14 protein-coding genes, 1 tRNA gene and 1 pseudogene are annotated in these 20510 nt (G+C 68.0%); 10 read left to right on the forward strand and 6 right to left on the reverse strand.

The genetic code is table 11. From position 1 onward, the window contains the following. Window positions 1-132 precede the first annotated feature (132 nt). The 6 genes from cysS to KY496_RS02410 all read left to right on the forward strand — a co-directional run bounded on the left by cysS (window position 133) and on the right by KY496_RS02410 (window position 6333). Window positions 133-1527: a cysteine--tRNA ligase gene (gene cysS, locus KY496_RS02385; protein ID WP_005669896.1), complete on the forward strand. Its 1395-nt coding sequence runs from the start codon at window positions 133-135 to the stop codon at window positions 1525-1527. Further along, window positions 1527-2240: a DNA-3-methyladenine glycosylase gene (locus KY496_RS02390; RefSeq protein WP_005669898.1), complete on the forward strand. Its 714-nt coding sequence runs from the start codon at window positions 1527-1529 to the stop codon at window positions 2238-2240. The genes cysS and KY496_RS02390 overlap by 1 nt, the downstream gene beginning before the upstream one ends. 99 nt (window positions 2241-2339) lie before the next feature. Further along, on the forward strand, window positions 2340-3317 hold the full coding sequence (locus KY496_RS02395) for an acetyl-CoA carboxylase carboxyltransferase subunit alpha (protein WP_005669899.1): 978 nt from the start codon (window positions 2340-2342) through the stop codon (window positions 3315-3317). A gap of 67 nt (window positions 3318-3384) precedes the next feature. Next, window positions 3385-4740 (forward strand): tRNA lysidine(34) synthetase TilS, encoded by a 1356-nt coding sequence (gene tilS / locus KY496_RS02400; RefSeq protein ID WP_219863701.1) that lies wholly within the window; start codon window positions 3385-3387, stop codon window positions 4738-4740. A 154-nt stretch (window positions 4741-4894) separates the two neighbouring features. Next, complete coding sequence (locus KY496_RS02405) at window positions 4895-6142, forward strand: aspartate kinase (RefSeq protein ID WP_040777701.1); 1248 nt, start codon at window positions 4895-4897, stop codon at window positions 6140-6142. 98 nt (window positions 6143-6240) lie between these two features. After that, window positions 6241-6333: transfer RNA gene (locus KY496_RS02410), tRNA-Ser, on the forward strand. Window positions 6334-6431: 98 nt separating this feature from the next. Here KY496_RS02410 and mprF read toward each other — a convergent pair. Further along, window positions 6432-8999, reverse strand: a complete 2568-nt coding sequence (gene mprF / locus KY496_RS02415) for a bifunctional lysylphosphatidylglycerol flippase/synthetase MprF (RefSeq protein ID WP_219863703.1) — start codon at window positions 8997-8999, stop codon at window positions 6432-6434. Between the two features lie 946 nt (window positions 9000-9945). On the opposite strand from mprF, the pseudogene KY496_RS27410 reads away from it, so the two are divergent. From KY496_RS27410 to KY496_RS02430, 3 genes and pseudogenes are all read left to right on the forward strand, one after another. Then, window positions 9946-10176: pseudogene (locus KY496_RS27410) on the forward strand (hypothetical protein); the annotation flags it as partial. A gap of 341 nt (window positions 10177-10517) precedes the next feature. After that, window positions 10518-12257, forward strand: coding sequence for a triple tyrosine motif-containing protein (locus KY496_RS02425; protein ID WP_005669910.1), 1740 nt, complete (start codon window positions 10518-10520; stop codon window positions 12255-12257). A 112-nt stretch (window positions 12258-12369) separates the two neighbouring features. Then, complete coding sequence (locus tag KY496_RS02430; RefSeq protein ID WP_005669911.1) at window positions 12370-14418, forward strand: TonB-dependent receptor; 2049 nt, start codon at window positions 12370-12372, stop codon at window positions 14416-14418. 81 nt (window positions 14419-14499) lie between these two features. On the opposite strand, the gene KY496_RS02435 is transcribed toward KY496_RS02430, so the two are convergent. From KY496_RS02435 to KY496_RS02455, 5 genes are all read right to left on the reverse strand, one after another. Next, the gene (locus tag KY496_RS02435) at window positions 14500-15138 is read right to left on the reverse strand and encodes a superoxide dismutase (RefSeq protein WP_005669913.1); all 639 of its coding nucleotides are present in this window, start codon (window positions 15136-15138) and stop codon (window positions 14500-14502) included. Window positions 15139-15364: 226 nt separating this feature from the next. Further along, window positions 15365-15691, reverse strand: coding sequence for a DUF3325 family protein (locus KY496_RS02440; RefSeq protein ID WP_219863705.1), 327 nt, complete (start codon window positions 15689-15691; stop codon window positions 15365-15367). Further along, complete coding sequence (locus tag KY496_RS02445) at window positions 15684-17363, reverse strand: PepSY domain-containing protein (protein ID WP_219863707.1); 1680 nt, start codon at window positions 17361-17363, stop codon at window positions 15684-15686. The genes KY496_RS02440 and KY496_RS02445 overlap by 8 nt, the downstream gene beginning before the upstream one ends. A 1-nt stretch (window position 17364) precedes the next feature. Continuing rightward, window positions 17365-17673, reverse strand: a complete 309-nt coding sequence (locus KY496_RS02450; protein ID WP_005669920.1) for a hypothetical protein — start codon at window positions 17671-17673, stop codon at window positions 17365-17367. Window positions 17674-17861: 188 nt separating this feature from the next. After that, window positions 17862-18437 (reverse strand): nuclear transport factor 2 family protein, encoded by a 576-nt coding sequence (locus tag KY496_RS02455; RefSeq protein ID WP_229520518.1) that lies wholly within the window; start codon window positions 18435-18437, stop codon window positions 17862-17864. A gap of 185 nt (window positions 18438-18622) precedes the next feature. Between KY496_RS02455 and KY496_RS02460 the strand changes: the two genes are divergently transcribed. Continuing rightward, window positions 18623-20503 carry a PAS domain S-box protein gene (locus KY496_RS02460; protein WP_219863711.1) on the forward strand — a complete coding sequence of 627 codons (1881 nt, stop codon included), beginning with the start codon at window positions 18623-18625 and terminating at the stop codon, window positions 20501-20503. Window positions 20504-20510 lie beyond the last annotated feature (7 nt).

Below are 20510 nucleotides of genomic sequence, written 5' to 3' on the forward strand. Positions count from 1 at the left end.
TATCAAATAAGAACAACACCGAGGAGCCAGGCGAACCCGACGCCGCACCCGCCCGATGCGCGCCCACTGCTGCGCCGGGTGGCTATTGCGGCTTGCGCTGCGCCCGGCGCTCCTCTTCCGAAACGGAACTCAATGAGCCAACTCAAGATTTACAACACGCTCGCGCGTGACAAGCAGGTATTCGTTCCCAAGGTCGCAGGCAAGGTCGGCATGTATGTATGCGGCATGACCGTCTACGATTACTGCCATGTCGGCCACGCGCGAATGATGATGGCTTTCGATGTCGTGTACCGCTGGCTGATGGCATCCGGCTACGAAGTCAACTACGTGCGCAACATCACCGATATCGACGACAAGATCATCCGGCGCGCGGTCGAGAATGGCGAGACCATCGGCGCGCTGACCAAGCGCTTCGAGAAATACATGGACGAAGACACGGACGCGCTCGGCATCCTGCCCCCGACCGTGGTGCCGCGCGCCACCGAATACGTGCCGCACATGCTGTCGATCATCGAGAAGCTCGAGCAAAAAGGGCTGGCCTATCAAACCGAGGATGGCGACGTCAACTACGCCGTGCGCGGTTTCGACGGCTACGGCAAGCTGTCCGGCAAGTCGCTGGACGACCTGCGCGCCGGCGAGCGCGTCGACGTCAAGACGGCCAAGCGCGATCCGCTCGACTTCGTGCTGTGGAAGGCCGCCAAGGAATCCGAACCGCTCGAGGCCAAATGGGATTCGCAGTGGGGCCGCGGCCGTCCGGGCTGGCACATCGAGTGCTCGGCCATGTCGTGCGCCACGCTCGGCGAGCACTTCGACATCCACGGCGGCGGCGCCGACCTGCAGTTCCCGCACCACGAGAACGAGATCGCGCAATCCGAAGGCGCCTTCGGCGGCCCGATGGTCAACTACTGGATCCACAACGGCTTCGTGCGCGTGGATAACGAAAAGATGTCCAAGTCGCTGGGCAACTTCTTCACCATCCGTGAAGTCCTCGCGAAGTACGACGCCGAAGTGGTGCGCTTCTTCATCCTGCGCGCCCACTATCGCAGCCCGCTGAATTACTCGGACGTGCACATCGACGACGCCAGGGGCGCGCTGACGCGCCTGTACACCGCGCTCGCCGACGTCGACCTGGGCGATGGCGAACTGGCCGTCGACTGGGACGAAGCGCACGCGAAGCGCTTCCGCGACGCGATGGACGACGATTTCAACACCCCGCTGGCGGTGGCCGAACTGTTCGACCTGGCGAGCGAAGTCAATCGCGGCAAGTCGGTCGAGACTGCACGCCAGTTGAAGGCGCTGGCCGCCGTGCTGGGCCTGCTCGAGCGCGCGCCGCAAGCCTTCCTGCAGGCGGGCACGCCGGGCAGTGGCGGGCTCGATGAAGCGGCGATCCTCGATGCGATCGCGCGCCGCGCGGCCGCCAAGGCCGCACGCGACTTCGCCCAGGCCGACGCGATCCGCAAGGAACTCACGGCAGCCGGCATCGTCCTGGAAGACAAGGCCGACGGAACGACCTGGCGCCGCGCATAATGGCAGCCAACAAGGACAAGGCCGGCGGCGCCGCCGCAGGCGCCAGCGTGGAGTCGCCTGCGCTGCCGGCGCAGGATGCGCTGGCGGTGCCGATCTATTGGGCCGAGGCCAAGCGCGAACTGATGCAGCGCGACCGCATCATGAACAAGCTGATCCCCCAGTTCGGCGACCTGCACCTGCGCGGCCAGCCCGACCCGTTCATCACGCTGGCGCGGTCGATCGTCGGCCAGCAGGTGACGCCGAAAGCGGCCGACCTGGCCTGGGGCAAATTGCTTGCCGTCTGCCCGAAACTGGCGCCGAGCCAGGTGCTCAAGCTGGGGGCGGCGCAGCTGTCGGGCTGCGGCCTGTCCAAGCGCAAGACCGAATACATCCTCGACCTGGCCGACCATTTCAAGGCCAAGCGGGTACATGCCGACCTGTGGTCGGAAATGGATGACGAAGCCGTCATCGCCGAGCTGGTCCAGATCCGCGGCATCACGCGCTGGACAGCCGAGATGTTTTTGATATTTAATCTGCTGCGGCCGAACGTCCTGCCACTGGACGACCCCGGCCTGATCCAGGGCATCAGCCAAAACTATTTCTCGGGCGAGCCGGTCTCGCGCAGCGATGCGCGCGAGGTCTCCGCCAACTGGGAACCCTGGCGCACGGTTGCTACATGGTATTTGTGGCGCAGCCTGGACCCGGTTGCATCCACCGTATCGCCCGCCAACTGAGCAATTCAGGCGTTCGATATGCTGTCGGCTTACGGTAGAATAGCGCCCTGATCCGCCGCGCATAACGGAGCGCGGCCAAGACATTACCCCGGAGGTACAATGACTAAAACAACTTTCCTCAATTTTGAGCAGCCGATTGCCGAGCTCGATTCCAAGATTGAAGAGCTGCGTTTCGTACAAGACGATTCCGCTGTCGACATCTCCGAAGAGATCGATCGCCTGGACAAGAAGAGCCAGCAGCTCACCAAGGACATCTATGCCAAGCTGACTCCGTGGCAAGTGTCGCAGATCGCGCGCCACCCGCAGCGTCCTTACACGATGGACTACGTGAACGCGATCTTCACCGATTTCCATGAGCTGCATGGCGACCGCACCTTCGCCGACGACCAGTCGATCATCGGCGGCCTGGCCCGCTTCAACGGCCAGCCATGCATGGTGATCGGCCACCAGAAGGGCCGCGACACCAAAGAGCGCGCGATGCGCAACTTCGGCATGCCGAAGCCCGAAGGCTACCGCAAGGCGATGCGCCTGATGAAGCTGGCGGAAAAATTCGGCCTGCCGATCTTCACGTTTGTCGACACGCCCGGCGCATTCCCCGGCATCGACGCCGAGGAGCGCGGCCAGTCCGAAGCGATCGGTCACAACCTGTACGTCATGGCCGAACTGAAGGTGCCGTTGATCGCCACCATCATCGGCGAAGGCGGTTCGGGCGGCGCGCTGGCGATCGCCGTCGGCGATGCGGTGCTGATGCTGCAATACTCCACCTACTCGGTGATCTCGCCGGAAGGCTGCGCCTCGATCCTGTGGAAGACCTCGGAACGCGCGGCCGACGCCGCCGAAGCCCTGGGCCTGACCGCGCACCGCCTGAAGGCGATGGGCCTGGTCGACAAGATCGTCACCGAACCGCTCGGCGGCGCCCACCGCGATCCGGCGCAGATGGCGCAAATGCTCAAGCGCGCGCTGGCCGATTCGCTGCGCCAGTTCCAGGGCATGAAAACCAAGGACTTGCTGGAAGCCCGTCACGCGAAGCTGATGAGCTATGGCAAGTTCAAGGAAACGCTGCCGCGCGAGGAGTAATCCTCTGAGCCGTTCCAACAGCGGGGCCAACCCGGCCGGGCTGGTCCCGGCATCGTTCGCGCAAGCCATGTCCGGCTTGCGCGCCAAATACTCCCCCCAATCCATCGCAGTTGCGTGTAGCGGCGGCCTCGATTCGATGGTCTTGCTGCGGCTGGCGCACGACTGGTGCGCGCAGCATGGCGTGCGGCTGCATGCCTTCCACGTTCATCACGGACTGAGCCCGCATGCCGACGACTGGCGCGCGCATTGCGAGCGCAGTGCGGCGGCGCTCGGCATCGGTTTCGACCAGCGCCGGGTGACGATCGGGCATGACGGTTCCGGCGTCGAGGCCGCGGCGCGCAAGCTGCGCTACGCCGCGCTGGGCGAGATGTGCCGCGCGCATGGCGCCAATCTGCTCCTGACCGCCCACCATCTCGACGACCAGGCCGAGACCGTGCTGCTGCAATTGCTGCGCGGTTCGGGGCCGGCCGGCCTGTCGGGCATGGATGCCGACAATCTCGCGCCAGGATTGCTGGGTGTCGCCGGCCTGCCGATGGCGCGGCCCTTGCTGTCGCAGCCGCGCGCCGCCCTGGAAGCGTATGCGGCCGAGCATGGATTGCAGTGGGTCGAGGACGAGTCGAACCAGGACCCGCGCTATACGCGCAACGCGCTGCGCCACCAGGTGATGCCGGCGCTGGCGGCGAACTTCCCCGGCTTCCAGGCGCGACTGGCGCGCGGCGCGGCCCACGTGGCCTCGGCCCAGCGCCTGCTCGACGAGCTGGCGGCCCAGGACCTGGCGGCCTGCCAGGATGGCGACGCCATCGACCTGGCCTGTCTTGGCAGCTTGAGCGCCGACCGCATCGACAACTTCATGCGCCACCTGTTCATGGTGCGCGGCCTGGCGATGCCGTCGACCGCCTGGCTGAACGAGATGGTGGCGCAGCTGTTCTCGGCGCGCGAGGATGCGCAATTGAAGGTCACGCATCCGGGCTGCCATATCCGCCGCCACCGCGGCAAGCTGTATCTCACGCCGCACTTGCCGGACTTGGCCGGCATGCGCGATCCCGACGATATCGGCGTGCTCGACAGGGAAGGGCAAGCGTTCCGCTGGCAGGGTGAGGCGTCGATCGCCTTCCCGGACTACGGCGGCGTGCTGCACTTCGAGACGGCGCAGCAGGGCTTCGATGCGGCCTGGCTGCGCGCGCAAACCCTGACCATCGATTTCCGCAAGGGCGGCGAGCGCCTGAAACCCGCGGCCAACCGGCCGTCGCGCAGCCTGAAGGCGCATTACCAGGCGCTGGGCGTGCCGGCGTGGGAACGCGAGCGGCTGCCGACGGTCAGCCGCGACCTCGACCTGCTGTTCGCCGCGGGCATCGGCATGGATTGCCGGCACTGGTCGGCGGTCGGGCAGGAGCTGATCGCGCTGCGCTGGGAAGTGAACTGAAGCTAGATTGTATAAGCAAGTGTATTCCGAAAACGCATTAGGTTATTTTCTTTCCATATAGCTTTTTCGATCTCCAAGCCTTGTGATGCCGCGTTGCAGCATGCTACATTAATAGTCTTCTTTTCTCTTTACACAAGCTGGAACCCTTCCTGATATGGCTTTAATTGTCCACAAATATGGCGGGACGTCGATGGGCTCGACGGACCGTATCAAGAATGTCGCGGCCCGGGTGGCCAAGTGGCATGACGCAGGTCACCAAATCGTCGTTGTGCCGTCCGCGATGTCGGGCGAGACCAACCGCCTGATTGGTCTGGCCAAGGAAATCATGCCGCAACCCGACCCGCGCGAACTGGACATGATCGCCTCGACCGGCGAGCAGGTGTCGGTTGGCCTCCTGGCCATGGCACTGCTGGCCATCGGCAAGGATGCGGTGTCGTACACCGGCTGGCAGGCGGGCATCCGCACCGACTCCTCGTTCACCAAGGCGCGCATCCAGTCGATCGACGACAGCCGCGTGCTGCGCGACGTCGCGGCCGGCAAGATCGTCATCATCACCGGCTTCCAGGGCGTGGATGAAGAAGGCAATATCTCGACCCTGGGTCGCGGCGGCTCGGATACCTCGGCAGTGGCGATTGCGGCCGCGCTGAAGGCCGAGGAATGCCTGATCTACACTGACGTCGACGGCGTCTACACGACCGATCCACGCGTGGTGGACGAGGCGCGCCGCCTGTCGAAGATCACGTTCGAGGAAATGCTCGAACTGGCCTCGCTGGGCTCGAAGGTGCTGCAGACTCGCTCGGTCGAGTTCGCCGGTAACTACCAGGTGCCGACGCGCGTGCTGTCGTCGCTGACCGATCCCCTGATGCCGCTGGAAGAAGAAGCCCAGTCCGGCACCCTGATTTCGTTTGAGGAAGAAAGCAATATGGAACAAGCCGTCATCTCCGGCATCGCGTTCAATCGCGACGAAGCAAAGATCACCGTCCTGGGCGTGCCGGACAAGCCGGGCGTGGCCTACCACATCCTGGGCCCGATCGCCGACGCGAACATCGAAGTCGACATGATCATCCAGAACCAGTCGGTGGACGGCAAGACCGATTTCACCTTCACCGTGCCGCGCAATGACTACGTGCGCGCGATGGGCGTTCTGGAGAGCCAGCAGCAGGCGCTGGGCGCCACCAAGGTGCTGGGCGACGCCAAGGTGTCGAAGGTGTCGGCGGTGGGCGTGGGCATGCGCAGCCACGTCGGCGTGGCGTCGCAGATGTTCCGCACCTTGTCGGAAGAGGGCATCAACATCCAGATGATCTCGACCTCCGAAATCAAGATTTCGGTGCTGATCGACGAGAAGTATATGGAGCTCGCAGTGCGCGCGCTGCACAAGGCATTTGGCCTGGAGCAAGGTTAACAAATTTCAAAATTTTTGGGCGTGCGTCCTTGACGCAATGAGGTCCAGCCCTTAAGATGCCTGCACTCAGCGCTGACGTGCAAACGCCGGTTCTGATGGGAGACGTGGCCGAGTGGCCGAAGGCACTTCCCTGCTAAGGAAGCATACGGCTTATACCCGTATCGTGGGTTCGAATCCCACCGTCTCCGCCAAGTTTCAAAGAGAGAAGCCACCGCAAGGTGGCTTTTTTCATTGTTGGGTCCGTCGGGCGAATATCTGCCCAAAGCCACCGGTGTGCTGGCCCAGCAATCTACAGAAAAATCCGCGCATACCCCCGTGCCGACAGCGCCGCCACATCGGCCAGCAGCGCCGGAAGAAACTTCCCGCTCGCATAGGCGATATACCGCGGCTCCCACACCGGATGGAATTTCTCCTTGTACGCGCGCAGCCCCTGGAATTTGTAGAACGACTCCCCATGCCGGTACACGAAGCCGGCCAGCCGGTTCCACATGGGCGTGGCCCGCGACGGGCGCACGCCGGACAGCGGCGCCATGCCGAGATTGAACCAGCGGTAGCCGTGCTCCTGGCCCCACAGGAAGACATGGGTGAGCAAGCCATCCATCAGGCCGCGCGGCGCCGCGTGCATGAAGCGCATCAGGTCGATCGACAGTTCCTCGCCGGTGGGCCCGCACAACAGGTTGGCGAAGGCCACGATGCGGCCTTCGCGTTCGAGCACCGCGACCGGTTGCCGCTTCAGGTAATCATCGGCAAAGAAACCCAACGAGAATCCCTTTTCGCCGCCCGCCTTGCCGGCCAGCCAGTCATCCGACACTGAGCGTAGTTGGGGCAGGATCGCCGGCACGGATTCCGGCGCCACGATCCGGAAATCCACGTGCTCGCGCTTCAGGCGCTGCATGGCCGCCCGCAATTCCTTGAAGCGGCCTCCCGCCAGCGACAACCCCTCGAGGCGGATGCGCGCTTCCTCGCCGAACTTGGCGAACGCCAGCCCCAGGTCGGCGTAGCAGTGCAGCTGCTCCGGATGCACCTGGTAGAACACCGGGGTGGCGCCGGCATCATCCGCGCGCTCGACGAAGTCGCGTGTCAAGGACGCGGCGGCGGACGGCGGGCCGACCGGATCGCCCAGCGCCACCCAGGTGCGGCCGCGCACGCCGTACATGATGAAGGCCGTACGCTCGGGGTTGAACAGCAGTTCCTTGTCGCGCAGCCAGGCCAGGTAGGGCAAGGTCGCGCCCTGGGCGCGCACGATGCGCTCGGCGTCGGCCAGCGCCGCGCTCGATGGCGGTTCGGCCAGGTGCGGCGGTGGCCGGAGCAGGCGCGCGACCCCGACGGCAAACAGCGCCACGGCGACGCCCAGGCTGGCGCGCAGGAAGCGCGGCGCGTCGCCGTGCAGCGCCACCTGCCACCACAGCTCGTGCGAATAGTCGACGTGGCGATAGGCGAACATGCCGATCCACAGCGAGGCGCCGAAGGCGGCCGCGATCGCGACGATCCAGCCGGGCGAGAAACGGGTGTCGAACAGCGCCGCGCGCCTGTCGAACAGGCGGCGGCTCGGCGCGAACACCAGCAATAGCAAGGCCAGCAGCGTCGCTTCTTCCCAGTCGCCGCCCTTGAGCAGCGAGGCCGCGATGCCGGCGGCCAGCGCGCCGACGGCGAGCTGCCAGGCCAGCCGGATGCGGCGCGCGATCGCCTGCGCCAGCAGCAGCAGGGCCACGCCCACGACGCTGCCGATGAAATGCGACGCTTCGAACAGGCCGACCGGAAACAGGCGCGACAGCCAGTGCAGCCGTTCGTGCGCGGCCGGCGTGGCGCCCGAGACCAGCAGCAGCAGGCCGCCCATGAAGGTGAACAGCGCCAGGATCCTGGGCGCGAGCCGCACCGAGTGCTGGCCCAGCGACTGGCCGAGCTGCTGCAGGCGCCCGCGCCGGCGCCGCGTCTCGTCGCCGACCAGCAGGACCAGCGCCAGGCTCAGCGGCAGCAGATAATAGACCAGGCGGTACAGCAGCAGCGCCGCCACGATCTGGTCGGCGCGCAGGTACGGCGCCAGCAGCAGCGCCACGATGCCGTCGAAGACGCCGAGCCCGCCGGGCACGTGGCTGGCCAGCGCCACCAGTTGCGCTGCCAGGAAGGCGCCAAGCACGACGGGGTAGGGCGGCGCATCCGGCAGTAGGACATACAGGATGCCGGCCGCCAGCATCCAGTCGGTCATCGACACCAGCAGCTGGGCCAGCGTGAGCGGCAGCGGCGGGATTCGCATATCGAAGCCGCGCACCCGTAGCGGCGTCTTGCGCGCCAGCGGCAGGAACAGGTAGCTGCCCACCAGCGCCAGGCAGGCCAGGCCGAGCCACTGCGCGCCGCGTTGCGCCAGTTCGCCCTGGAGCCAGGCATGCGGGTGATTGACGAGGCTCCAGCCGCCCAAAGCCAGCAGGCCAAGCCAATAGGTGATGCCATTCAGCGCCACGATCCGGGACAGGTCGGCGCCGCCTACGCCCCAACGCGAATAGAAGCGGTGGCGCACGGCCGTCCCCGACAGCAGTGCGAAGCCGACGCTGTTGCTGATCGCGTAGCCGATGACAGCGGTCAGGGCGATGCGCGCGCGTGCGATGCGCTTGCCGATGTAGACGAAGGCCAGCTGGTCGTAGCAGCTCAGGACCAGGTAGTTGGCCGCGCAGCACAGCAGGGCGAGCAGCAGGTGCCCGGCGCCAAGGCGGGCCAGCGCCGCCTGCAGGTCGCGATAACGGATCTGCTGGAGTTCGCCGTGCAGGACCCAGACTGCCGCGCACAGGAGCACGGCCGCGACCAGCGGCGGCAGCCAGCTGCGCAGTCCGGCCTGCCGGCTGGCGATCGGGGCGGCGCTCACGGTGTGGACCTCGTGTCCATGCGGATGGGTGGATGTGGGATGTGCTCGCCGGGCACGGGCGCCGGCATCTTCCGTTCGAGCCGCGCCGGACGCGGTGGTTCCGTCCTGCGGGCCGGTTCATGTGGTGGGAGCGGGCGCATGTCGGTCCGGCGGGGGCGGATAGCGCAACGACGGATGCGGCCGCAGTCAGTCCCGATGCTATGATCGGGCAATGGAAATCCTGCAACATCGAGGCTTTCGCCGGTGGCCGGGCCGGCCTGGATCGCCCGCGCTGGCGGCATGCGCGCTCGCCTTGCTGGTGGCCGTCGGCATGGCCATGCCGGCGGCGGCGCAGGAGCATGCGCCCGAACGCCTGGAGCACCGGCGCTGGCTGTCGGCCGACGGCGGGCCGAGCCAGGTCGGCGCGATCGTCCACGGCGCCGACGGCTATCTCTGGCTCGGCACCAACGACTCGCTGGTGCGTTTCGACGGCCTGCGCTTCCGGCGCCAGCCACCCGGCGCGCGCGGGGCGCCCGCCATCGTGTCGTCCTTGCTGGCCCAGGGCGACGCCCTGTGGGTGGGCCTGCGCAGCGGCGGCGTGGCGCTGGCCCGTCCCGGGGCCGCCCTCGCGCGCGAGCGCGGCCCCGGCGCCCCGGCCGGGGTGGTGTACGGGCTGGCGCTGGACCGGGGCCGGGCCATCTGGGCCGCCGCCGAGGACGGCCTGGCGCGGCGGGTGAACGGCGCCTGGCGGCGCATCGGCCGCGACCAGGGTGTCGACGAGGCCGGCGCCCGCGCCGTGTTCGTCGACCGCGACGGCGTGCTGTGGGTTGCCGGCGAACGCAAGCTCCATTACCTGCGCGAGGGCGCCGGGCGCTTCACCGACACCGGCCTGCGGCTCGATGGCGTGAGCCAGATCGCGCAGGCGCCCGATGGCGCGCTGTGGCTGGCCGAGCGCCGGGGCGGCCGGATGCACCGCGTGGTGCTGCACGAGAATGGGCTGTCGTCCGGCACGGCGCCGCTCGATGCGCCCGCAACCAGCCTCGTGTTCGACGGCGCCGGCGGCCTGTGGCTCGGCACGGCCGGCCGCGGCCTGCTGCACGTGGCGCGCCCGGACGGCCTGGCGGCGCTGGCCGGCGCCAGCCGCTTCACGGCCAGGCACGGCCTGAGCTCGGACTTCGTGTGGCGGCTGCACCTGGATCGCGCCGGCAATCTGTGGGTCGGCACCAATGCCGGCCTGGACCGCTTTCGGCCGCGCATCCTGGCGCCGTCGGCGTTCCCGCCCGGCGCGCTGAACGTGGCGCTGGCCGCCGGCGGCGACGGCAGCCTGTGGGGCGGTCCGGGCAGCGGCTCGGCGCTGCGGCTGCAGGGCGGCAGCGTGCGGGCGCTGGCAATGCCGGCGCCGGTCAACAGCGCCATCAGCGACGCCGAAGGCGGCATCTGGATGGCCGGTCCGGCCGGCATCTGGCGCGCGCGCGGCGCCCGGCTGGAATTCGTGGCCGACCTGCCCCCGGCGCCGCCGGCCAGGCGCCGGTGCGCGCGATGGCGCGCGATGCGCAGGGCGTGCTGTGGGTCTCGATCAACAAGGTGGGCCTGTTCCGGCGCGAGGCGCAAGGATGGGTGCGCGCGCCCGTGGCGCCAGGGCGCGGCAGCCAGCGCATGCCGGTCAGCGCGCTGGCCGCGCCCGACGGCTGGTTGTGGTTCGGCTACCGCGACGGCCTGCTCGAAGCGCGCCGCGGCGGGCAGACGCTGCGCTGGAGCGCGTCCGACGACCTTGGCCATGTCACCGCGCTGGCGCACCACGCGGGCCGCACCTGGGTCGGCGGCCAGCATGGCCTGGCGTATGTCGAAGCGGGCCGCCTGCGCCGCCTGCCGCTGCCGGACGACGGCGCGTTCGACAACATCTATGCCATCGTCCCGGTCGCGGCGGCCACCGGGGCTGCCGATGTCGACCTGTGGCTGCATGCCAGGGCGGGCATTTTCCAGATCGGCGCCGCCGAGCTGCGGCGCGCGATGGCCAGGCCCGGCCACCGGATCCGTTATCGTTCCTTCGACGCGCTGGGCGGCCTGGCGAACGATCCGCACCAGGTGCTGCCGTTGCCGACCGCCGTGCGCGGCGCCGATGGCCGGCTGTGGTTTTCCACGAGCGGCGGGGTGGTGTCGCTCGACCCCGCGCGCCTGCCGCCCGCCGAGCCCGGGCCGATGGTCGGGATCGAGGCGGTCAGCGTGGACGGCGCCCGGGTGGACCCCGCTGCCTCGCTCGGTCTGGCGCCACAGGCGCAGCGCATCGCCATCGACTACACGGCGCCGAGCCTGGCCGCGCCGGAGCGCCTGGGGTTTCGCTACCGGCTGGATGGCTTCGACACCGACTGGGTGGACGCCGGCCGTGCGCGCCAGGCCATCTATACCGGCCTGGCGCCGGGCGCCTATCGCTTTCGCGTCATCGCCCTGAACAAGGATGGCGTGCCAAGCCCGCGCGAGGCGGTGTTGCCGTTCAGGGTGGCGCAGGCGTTCTACCGTCATCCGCTGTTCCTGGCCGGCGCCGCCGTGCTGGCGCTGGCCGCCCTGCGGCTGGCCTACCGGGCCACGGCGCGCCGCGCCGCCGAGCGCGTGCGCGACCGCCTGCAGGAACGCCACCGCGAACGCGAGCGCATCGCGCGCGAGCTGCACGACACCCTGCTGCAGGGCGTGCACGGACTGGTGCTGCGCTTCCAGGCGGCGGCCGACACGCTGCCCACGGACGCGCCCGCCCGCGCGCGCCTGGAACAAGCCCTGGTGCGCGCCGACCAGGTGCTGGTCGAGGGGCGCGAGCGCGTGCGCGCGCTGCGTGGCGGTCCGCTCGACACGCGCGAGCTGCACGAGGCGCTGGCGGCGGCCGGCGAGGAACTGGCCGCGCAATGGGCCTGCGGCTTCGCATTCGCGGTGCGTGGGACGGTGCGACGCCTGCAGCCGGCCGTCCTGGACGAGGTTTGCCGGATCGGTCTCGAGGCGCTGCGCAACGCCTTCGCCCATGCCCGGGCCGCGCAGGTCAGGATCGAGGTCGTGTACCGGCGCTCCGCCTTCGTGCTGACGGTCACGGACGACGGCCGCGGCATCGATCCGGCCTGGCTGCGCGAGCAGGGCCGCCCCGACCACTGGGGCTTGCGCGGCATGCGCGAACGCGCCGAGCGCATCGGCGCCAGGCTCGACATCCACAGCGGCGGCGGTCGGGAGGGATGGCGCGGCACGCGGGTGGCGCTGACGCTGCCGGCGCGCATGGCTTACCGGGGTCGCCCGTTCTGAGCAGGAGACGCAGCCGGAAGCTGGTGTGGCTTGCCCGAATTATTGAGAATGGGATATCATTATCGAATCGATGCCCTGGCATCCTTTCCCGTCGTACTCCTCTACTTCAATAATGAAAACAAAGCTCCTCCCCCTGGCGCTGGGCCTGTCCTCGCTCGCGTCCGCCGTCCACGCCGCCGACCCCACGATCGTGATGGGCGAAGTGCGCGTCAGCGCCCAGCGCGACGCCGGCGCGCTGCGTCCGAGCACCGTGCTGACCTCGGTCGACGTGCTCGGCGCCGACAAGATCGAGGACAAGCACGTCGCCAGCAGCTGGGAACTGGTCGGGCAGCTGCCGGGCACCCAGATGACCGAAACCCGCATGGGCGCCGAGTCGGGCAAGGCGACCTTCCGCGCCTTCAATGGCGAAGGGTATATCAACGCCATCAAGGTGCTGATCGACGGCATTCCGAGCAATGTCAACAGCGGCAACCAGCGCTTCATCGATATGATCTTCCCGCTCGAAGTCGACTATGTCGAAGTGGTGCGCGGCACCAACGACCCGCGCTACGGTCTGCACAACATCGGCGGCAACATCAACCTCGGGACGCGCCAGGGCGGCAACTACTTCGACGGCCGTTTCACCGTCGGCAGCTTCGACACGCGCGAAGCCCAACTGGTCTATGGGCGCGAGGCCGACGGCTTTTCCCAGAACTATGTCTTGGCAAGACAGGATGCCAACAGCTACCGCCGCAGCCACGGCGATTCGGAGCGCTACACGGCGGCCGGCAAGTGGTTCCTCACGTCGAAGGACAAGTCGCTCACCGGCGGCATCGTGCTGCGCACCTACAAGCATGACGCCGACGAGCCGGGCTTTTTGACCGCCACCGAACTGGCCGCCGACCGGCGCCAGTCGCCGGCCAAGAACGTCAACGACATCACCTACCGCGAGATGAACCACGCCAGTGCCCACCTGGACTGGCAAATCTCGAAAGACGCCTTCCTCAGCAACAAGCTGTACTACAACGATTACCACGACGACCGCCGCGTCACCTTCACCAGCAACCCGGAAGGCAACGGGCCGCGCCAGCGCCGCGAGTGGGATGAGCACCAGTTCGGCTTCATGAGCACGCTGACCTGGCGCGCCAGCGAGCGTGTCACGGTCGACGGCGGCGTGAACACAGAGCGCCAGAACAATTTCTACAAGCGTTCACGCTACGCGTATGCGATGCCGACCGATTTCAGCAATCCGGCGCGGGTGCAAAACGACGACCGCTATTACCTGAACAACGTTGGCGCCTACGCCCAGGCGGTGATCAAGGCCACCGACACGCTGCGCATCGTGCCGGGTTACCGGGTCGACCGTTTCACCGGCAGCAATCCGCTGCCCGGCGGCGGATCGGCCGGCCTGCAGGACTACGGCTGGATCAAGCAGCCGAAACTGAGCATGGTGTACTCCCCGGCCGAGGACGTCAGCGTGTACGCCAACTGGGGCCGCACCTTCCAGATTCTGACCGGATCGGTCATGCCGGCCTACCTGCTGCCGGGGCAGGGGCCGTTCGACGCCTCGAGCAATACCGGCAAGGAAATCGGCATCAAGCTCAAGCCGAGCGCGCGTTCCGACCTGCGCCTGGCGATCTGGCGCCAGGACGCCTCCGGCGAGGCGGCGAACATGCCGGCCACCGGCACCTCGGTGGCGCTCGGCGAGACGCGGCGCGAGGGCATCGACCTGCAATTGTCTGGCCGCCTGTCGGACCGGCTCCAGGTCTGGGCGTCGCATTCGCTCCAGAAGGCCGAGGCGGTGAGCGCCATGACCGACGCCGGCGTTTCGCTGGCCGGCAAGGAACTGTTTTCGACGCCGCGCTACATCAGCAACGTCGGCCTCGACTACCATCCGTCCGAGCGCTGGCACCTCGGCCTGCAGGGCCGGGCGCAGGGAGATTACTACATCGACCGTGCGAACCAGCTCGGCAAGTACGGCGGCTTCGTGTTGTTCGATGCCAATGTGTCGTATGCAATCACGCCACGCGTGAGCATCGACCTGCAGGTCAAGAACCTGGCCGACCGTCGTTACGAATATGCGTGGTACGACGAGTACTGGTGGCCGGCCGGTCAGGCCCAACCGATGTATTCGTCGGGCAACGGTCGCGCGGCGTATGTATCGCTGAACGTGAAACTGTAAGTCCGCGGCGGGCGGTTGGATCGACAGTCGCATGCAAAAGGGCGCGCCGGAGGGCGCGCCCTTTTTCAGCAGCCGGTCGACTTAGCCGGCCTGGCTGCCCAACGCCTCATCGTAACGACGCTCGACTTCGGCCCAGTTGATGATGTTGAAGAAGGCCGCGATATAGTCAGGACGCTTGTTCTGGTACTGCAGGTAATAGGCGTGCTCCCACACGTCCAGGCCCAGGATCGGCGTGCCGCCCGACATGCCGGCGAACTCGCCCATCAGCGGATTGTCCTGGTTGGCGCTGCTTTCGACCAGCAGCTTGCCGTCCTTGCCCAGGGTCAGCCAGGCCCAGCCGCTACCGAAGCGGGTCTGGGCGGCCTTGGTGAAGGCGTCCTTGAACCGGTCGAATCCGCCGAGGTCGTCCTCGATGGCCTTGGCCAGCTTGCCCGAAGGCTGGCCGCCATCCGGGCTCAGCACGGTCCAGAACAGCGCGTGGTTGGCGTGGCCGCCGCCGTTGTTGCGCACCACGGTGTGGATGTTCTGCGGCAGCGCGCCGATATTGCTGATCAGTTCTTCGACCGGCACCTCGGCCACGCTGGCCTCGGCCAGGGCGTTGTTGACGTTGGTGATATAGGTCTGGTGGTGCTTGGTGTGGTGGATTTCCATCGTGCGCGCATCGAAATGCGGCTCGAGGGCATCGTAGGCGTACGGCAGTGGCGGCAGTGCATAAGGCATGATCATTCTCCGTTCAGATGGTTGGGAACACTGTTCCGGCATGAAACGTTGCACCGGGACCGGTCGGTCCCGCGGTTTGCATGGTCAGGTCGTATTACACAACCTCAAGCGTGCTTGAGGTCAAGTGAAATGCGCGACCCTCTCGATCGCGCCGTTCCAGCGACGTGCCATGCGGGCAAAACCGGCAAGCAGGACGGGGCGTGCGGCCGCGCACCCCAGGGATGACTCACCGGGCGCCTGATCCTGTCCAGAATACCAGCATCCCGAGGATGCTGGCGCGCCAGGTGAGCGTGAAGGCGATCGTGAGCGTGGCGCCGGCCAGCGCCATGAACCATACCAGCACCGCGATCGACGGCGAATCCACCGTCAGGCAGAGCACCAGCGACAGCAGCAGGGCGGCGGCGCCGCCCAGGCGCAGGGTCTTGGCCAGGGCCGGGGAAAGAGGCGCCGCGCCCCTTGCCTGGGTCCAGTGCACGTTCATCGACAGGGCGAGCCACCCCATGCCGGCGACGCAGGCCAGCAGGGCCAGCAGCAGGAGCAGCGCGTCAGGCATGGCCGGCCTCCAGGGTCACGTTCTTGAGCGCCAGCGGGCGCGCTGCGCGCTGGCGCAGCTTGCGCGCGGCCAGCAGCGCCAGCGCGGCGCTGGTGAGCATGAACAGGTCGGCGCCGGCCACCGGCCAGTAGCCGGAGGCGACCGTGCGCAGCAGGTGGTCGCCGGTGGTGATCCAGTTGAGCACCGGCGCCGTCACCGCCAGCACGGCGATGGCCAGGCACTGCTCGCGCCAGGCCGGGGCCAGGCGGCCCTCGGCGACCGCGGCGGTGCGCCAGAAGGCGTGCGCGCCAGCCGCCACCCAGCTGCCCCAGAACAGGTATTTCTCCATGGCGCCGCGCAGCGGCCAGCCGGCCGGCATGACGTCGGGCAGCAGGCGGTTGGCGATCAGCATCGTCAGGGTGGCCACCAGCATGCCGGTGACGACCGTGACGGCCAGCGCGTCGACCACGCGCGCGCCGCTCACGCCCTGCCTGGCGTGCTGGCGCTTGCGCTTCTCGACGAAGAAGAACAGGCCGGTGGCGATGCAGGCCGCGCCCGACAGGCCGCCCAGCACGTACAGCCAGCGCAGCAGCCAGTGCTTGAAGTGCTGCAGGTGCAGGCCGGTCAGGAATTCATTGATGCGCGCCACCACGGTCGGCGGCGGATCCTCGCGCAGCAGCTCGCCGGTGGAGGCCTTGAAGTGGATGCCTTCGCCGGTCAGCTGGACGCGGTCGGTGCCGGCGCGGTACACGCTGACATAGCCGTTGGCGTCGCCCACGTGCTGGATGTTCAGGTAGCCGACGTCGCCGGCCATGCCCTTGGCGGCCCAGCGGCGCTGCGCTTCGGCCACCATGGCGTCGACCGAGGCGAGCGGGGCCGCCACGCCGGCGCGGTCGTGCGGCAGGCCGGTTTCCTTCGATTCCATCATTTCATGGCGGTCGTGCAGCGGGGTCAGTTGGGTATGCGTGACCGGGAAATAGATATAGGCGAAGATCACCAGGCCGGTGAAGGCGAAGAAGAAGTGGAAGGGCAGGGCCACGACGCCGGTCAGGTTGTGCAGGTCGAGCATGCTGCGCTGGGTGCTCTTGTTCGGGCGGAAGGTGAACAGTTCGCGGAAGATCTTGCGGTGCATGATGACGCCGGTGACCAGGGCCATCAGCATCATCAGGGCAGAGAAGCCCACGATCCAGTAGCCGACGTTCTTCCAGTCGAGGGTCAGGCTGTAGTGCAGCGGATAGAAGAATTCGCTGCCGATCTTGAGGCGGTCCACCGGCAGGGCCTCGCCCGTGCGCGGATCGACCGTGCGGTTGGCCCAGATCGACGTTTCATGGTCTTTCGCATTCGGCACTTCGTAGCCGGCGAACAGCAGCAGCACCGGATCGCGGTGGGTGGTGTATGCGCCCCAGCTGCGCGGCGTGTCGAAGTGGGCCGGCAGCGGGCCGTCGGCCAGCGGCGCCGTCATGGCGCGGGCCGCGGCGTCGGGCTGCATCTCCTTGAAGATCGGCGCCAGCATCTTGTCGAACGACGGCATCGGCTGCGGTTCGTAGCGGGTGTCGGGGATGGCCCAGCGGTCGATCTCGCGGTCGAACACGGACAGCGAGCCGAAGAAGAACACGACCATCAGCACCAGGCCCAGCGCCAGGCCGAACCAGGTGTGCAGCCAGGCCATCGTATGGCGGAAGTTGGGAAACATGTCAGACCCCCGACGCAATGATCAGGCTCTGCAGCCACCAGGCCACCGCGCTCATCAGCGCGCCGCCGCCCACCAGCACCAGCGCTACCTTGCGCAGCCCCTGGGTGGCGAAGGCCACCAGGAAGGCGGTCAGGAAGACCAGGAAACCGATAATGTAAGACAGGTGCTCGGCATCGTGGAATTCCATGCCGGCGCTGTACAGCAGGGCGATGCCCAGGGCGACGACGCCCCAGGTGAAGGCGTAGCCGCCGAGGATGGCCACCGCGGTGCGCGAGGCGATGTGGCGGGGCGTCAGAGTGAGTGAGGTCATGGTCGCGCTGGTTGGGCGTGGCAAGAATGATGGAAGCTGTAAATGAGACAGCAAATGATAATCATTCTCATGATAGATGCATCACGTCGCCTTGACAAGCAGTCACATGGAAATTGAACGTGGCCGTGGCCGACAAGCATCGGAGGCCGTGCCGGCCCGTCTGGCCGGCCAGGAGAAGGGGCGAGGGCTCAGCGCTGTGTCCGGAGGTCGCGCTGGGCCGCGAGCGGGCGGATTTCGGTGGTCTGCTGCATGGTATTGCGCCATCCCTCCGGCCCCAGCACCCACATGCGGACATACCGTCCGCGCAGGTCGCGGGGACCGTCGGCGCCCTGCGCCGCCGCCCGGAACCGGCCCGTGACCAGCGCCGCCTGGCCATTGTCGAGCATCCGGATCTCGGTATCGTCGACTTCGTAGGAGCGGAACTCGTATTCGTCGCGCGTCAGCAGTTGCAGGAACTCGGTCCTGGTGCGGGCGCGGCCGCGCGTCTCGACGTGGTAATAGTCGCGGCTGATCAGGTGCCGCAGAGTGGCCACGTCGCGGCTGGACACGGCCTGGGCGCGCCGCTGCTCGGCCGCGCGCACGGCCGCGCGCATGGCCTCGCGCATGGCCTCGACATCACGCGCGGCGCCGGTCATACCCGGCATGGATACGGCGGATGCGGGTTTGGGCGCGCCGGACAGGGTGACGTCTTCCGCCATGCCGGCGGCTGGCTGGAACACGGCGAGGCAGAGCAGGGCGCACGGCAGGAAGGGCAGGATTCGCATGGTAGACAAATGAATGTTCGCACGGCGCAAGTATATAAATTCTTGCGCGTAAACTTGTAACAAATTTTTGCCATCCCGCCGGGCGGGACGCTCCAGCCATCATGTGCGGGGGATCGGGTGTCTGCTCTGCTACAGTAAGGTACGGCCATTCGGCGAGCGACCTGGAGATGATTCTTTCTTGAGCCATGATTGCAGCCGCCCCGCCTCCCGATGAACACGAGCGTCTCGCGCTGCTGCGCGAGCTCGACCTGCTGGACACGCCGGCCGAGCTCGTCTTCGACCGGGTGGTCCGTCTGGCCAGCCGCCTGCTGGAGGTGCCGATGGCGGCGTTCTCGCTGATCGACGCCGAGCGCCAGTGGTTCAAGTCGCGGGTGGGCATCGAGGCCGGCGAAACGCAGCGCGCGGATGCCTTCTGCGCCCACACGCTCCTGCAGGACGAGCCGCTGGTGGTGCCGGTTGCGCGCCACGACCCGCGCTTCGCCGACAATCCGCTGGTCGCCGGGGCGCCCGCCATCCGCTTCTACGCCGGCGTGCCGGTGCGTTCGAGCGCCGGGCCGGCGCTGGGCGCCCTGTGCGCGATCGATGTCGTGCCGCGCCAGCTCGACGCCGAGCAGAAGGCGGTGCTGGTCGACCTGGCCGCCATCATCATGCGCGAGGTGCAGTACCGCGAGCGGCTGGCGGCGGCGCGCTCGCGGCTGCAGCACAGCGACGCGGTGCTGGACGCGAGCGAGGCCCGCTTTCGCGCCGTGTTCGAGATCGCCAGCGTCGGCATCGCGCTGACGACGCCGGACGGGCGCTGGATCAGCATCAACCGGGCGCTGAGCGAGCTGCTCGGCTATACCGCCGACGAGCTGCAGGGCCGCGGTTTCGCCGACGTCACCCACGAGGACGACCGCGCCGAAGACGCGGCCCTGATGGGGCGCCTGGCGCGGGGCGAGATCGACGCGCTGCGGCGCCAGAAGCGCTACCTGCGCAGGGACGGTTCGCCGGTGTGGGTCGAGGTCGACGTCAAGCGCAAGCGCGACCCCGCCGGGCGTCCCGAATACGATGTGTCGGTGATCAAGGACATCCACGCGCAAAAGCTGGCGGAAGAAGAACTGGCGCGCCTGCACGCCGATCTCGAACGGCGGGTCGAGGCGCGCACGCGCGAGCTCGGCGAGCGCGAGGAAGAACTGCGCAGCGTGATCGACAACGCCAACGACGCCTACATCAGCCTGGACCGCAAAGGCCGGGTCACCGCCTGGAACCGCCAGGCCGAGCAGACCTTCGGCTGGAGCGCGAAGGAAGCGCTGGGCCGGCCGCTCGAGGCGCTGATCATCCCGGCCGAGCTGTCCGGCGCCCACCGCGACGGCATGCAGCTCTACCTGCGCACCGGCACCTCGCGCATCCTCGACCGCCGGGTCGAGCTGCCGGCGCTGCGGCGCGACGGCAGCCGGCTCACGGTCGAGGTGCGCATTCGCCGCCACGAGGTGCGCGGCGAACCCGTCTTCAGCGCCTTCCTGCACGACGTCACCCTGCGTCGGCAGCGCGACGCCCAGCGCGAATACGAGACCCGGCACGACCTGCTGAACGGCCTGCAGAACCGGCGCGCGCTGATGGAGGCGCTGCCGCTGGCGCAGGCGCGCGCCGACCGCGGCCAGGGCCGGCTCGGCCTGCTGTTCATCGACCTCGACGGCTTCAAGGCGGTCAACGACCAGCTCGGCCACGACGGCGGCGACGCCTTGCTGCGGGCCATCGCCGAGCGCCTGCGCCAGGCGGTGCGGCGCACCGACAGCGTATTCCGACTGGCGGGCGACGAGTTCACGGTGCTGCTCGCCGACCTGGCCGGTGGCCTGGTCGATGCGCACCGGGTCGGCCGCAAGCTGGTCGAGGCGGTCTCCCTCCCCGTGCAGCTGTGCGGCGTGACGGTCCGGGTCGGGGCCAGCATCGGGATCGCGGTGCAGGCGCCGGGGCAGACGCCCACGCCGGAAGAATTGATCAAGGAAGCCGACCACTGGATGTACGAGGCCAAGAAATCGGGACGCGGCTGCGTCCTGCCGCTTCCGCCCGCGCCGCAACAGGTTTAGGATAGCC

The organism is Massilia sp. NP310 (assembly GCF_019443485.1).
Taxonomy (GTDB): domain Bacteria; phylum Pseudomonadota; class Gammaproteobacteria; order Burkholderiales; family Burkholderiaceae_D; genus Telluria; species Telluria timonae.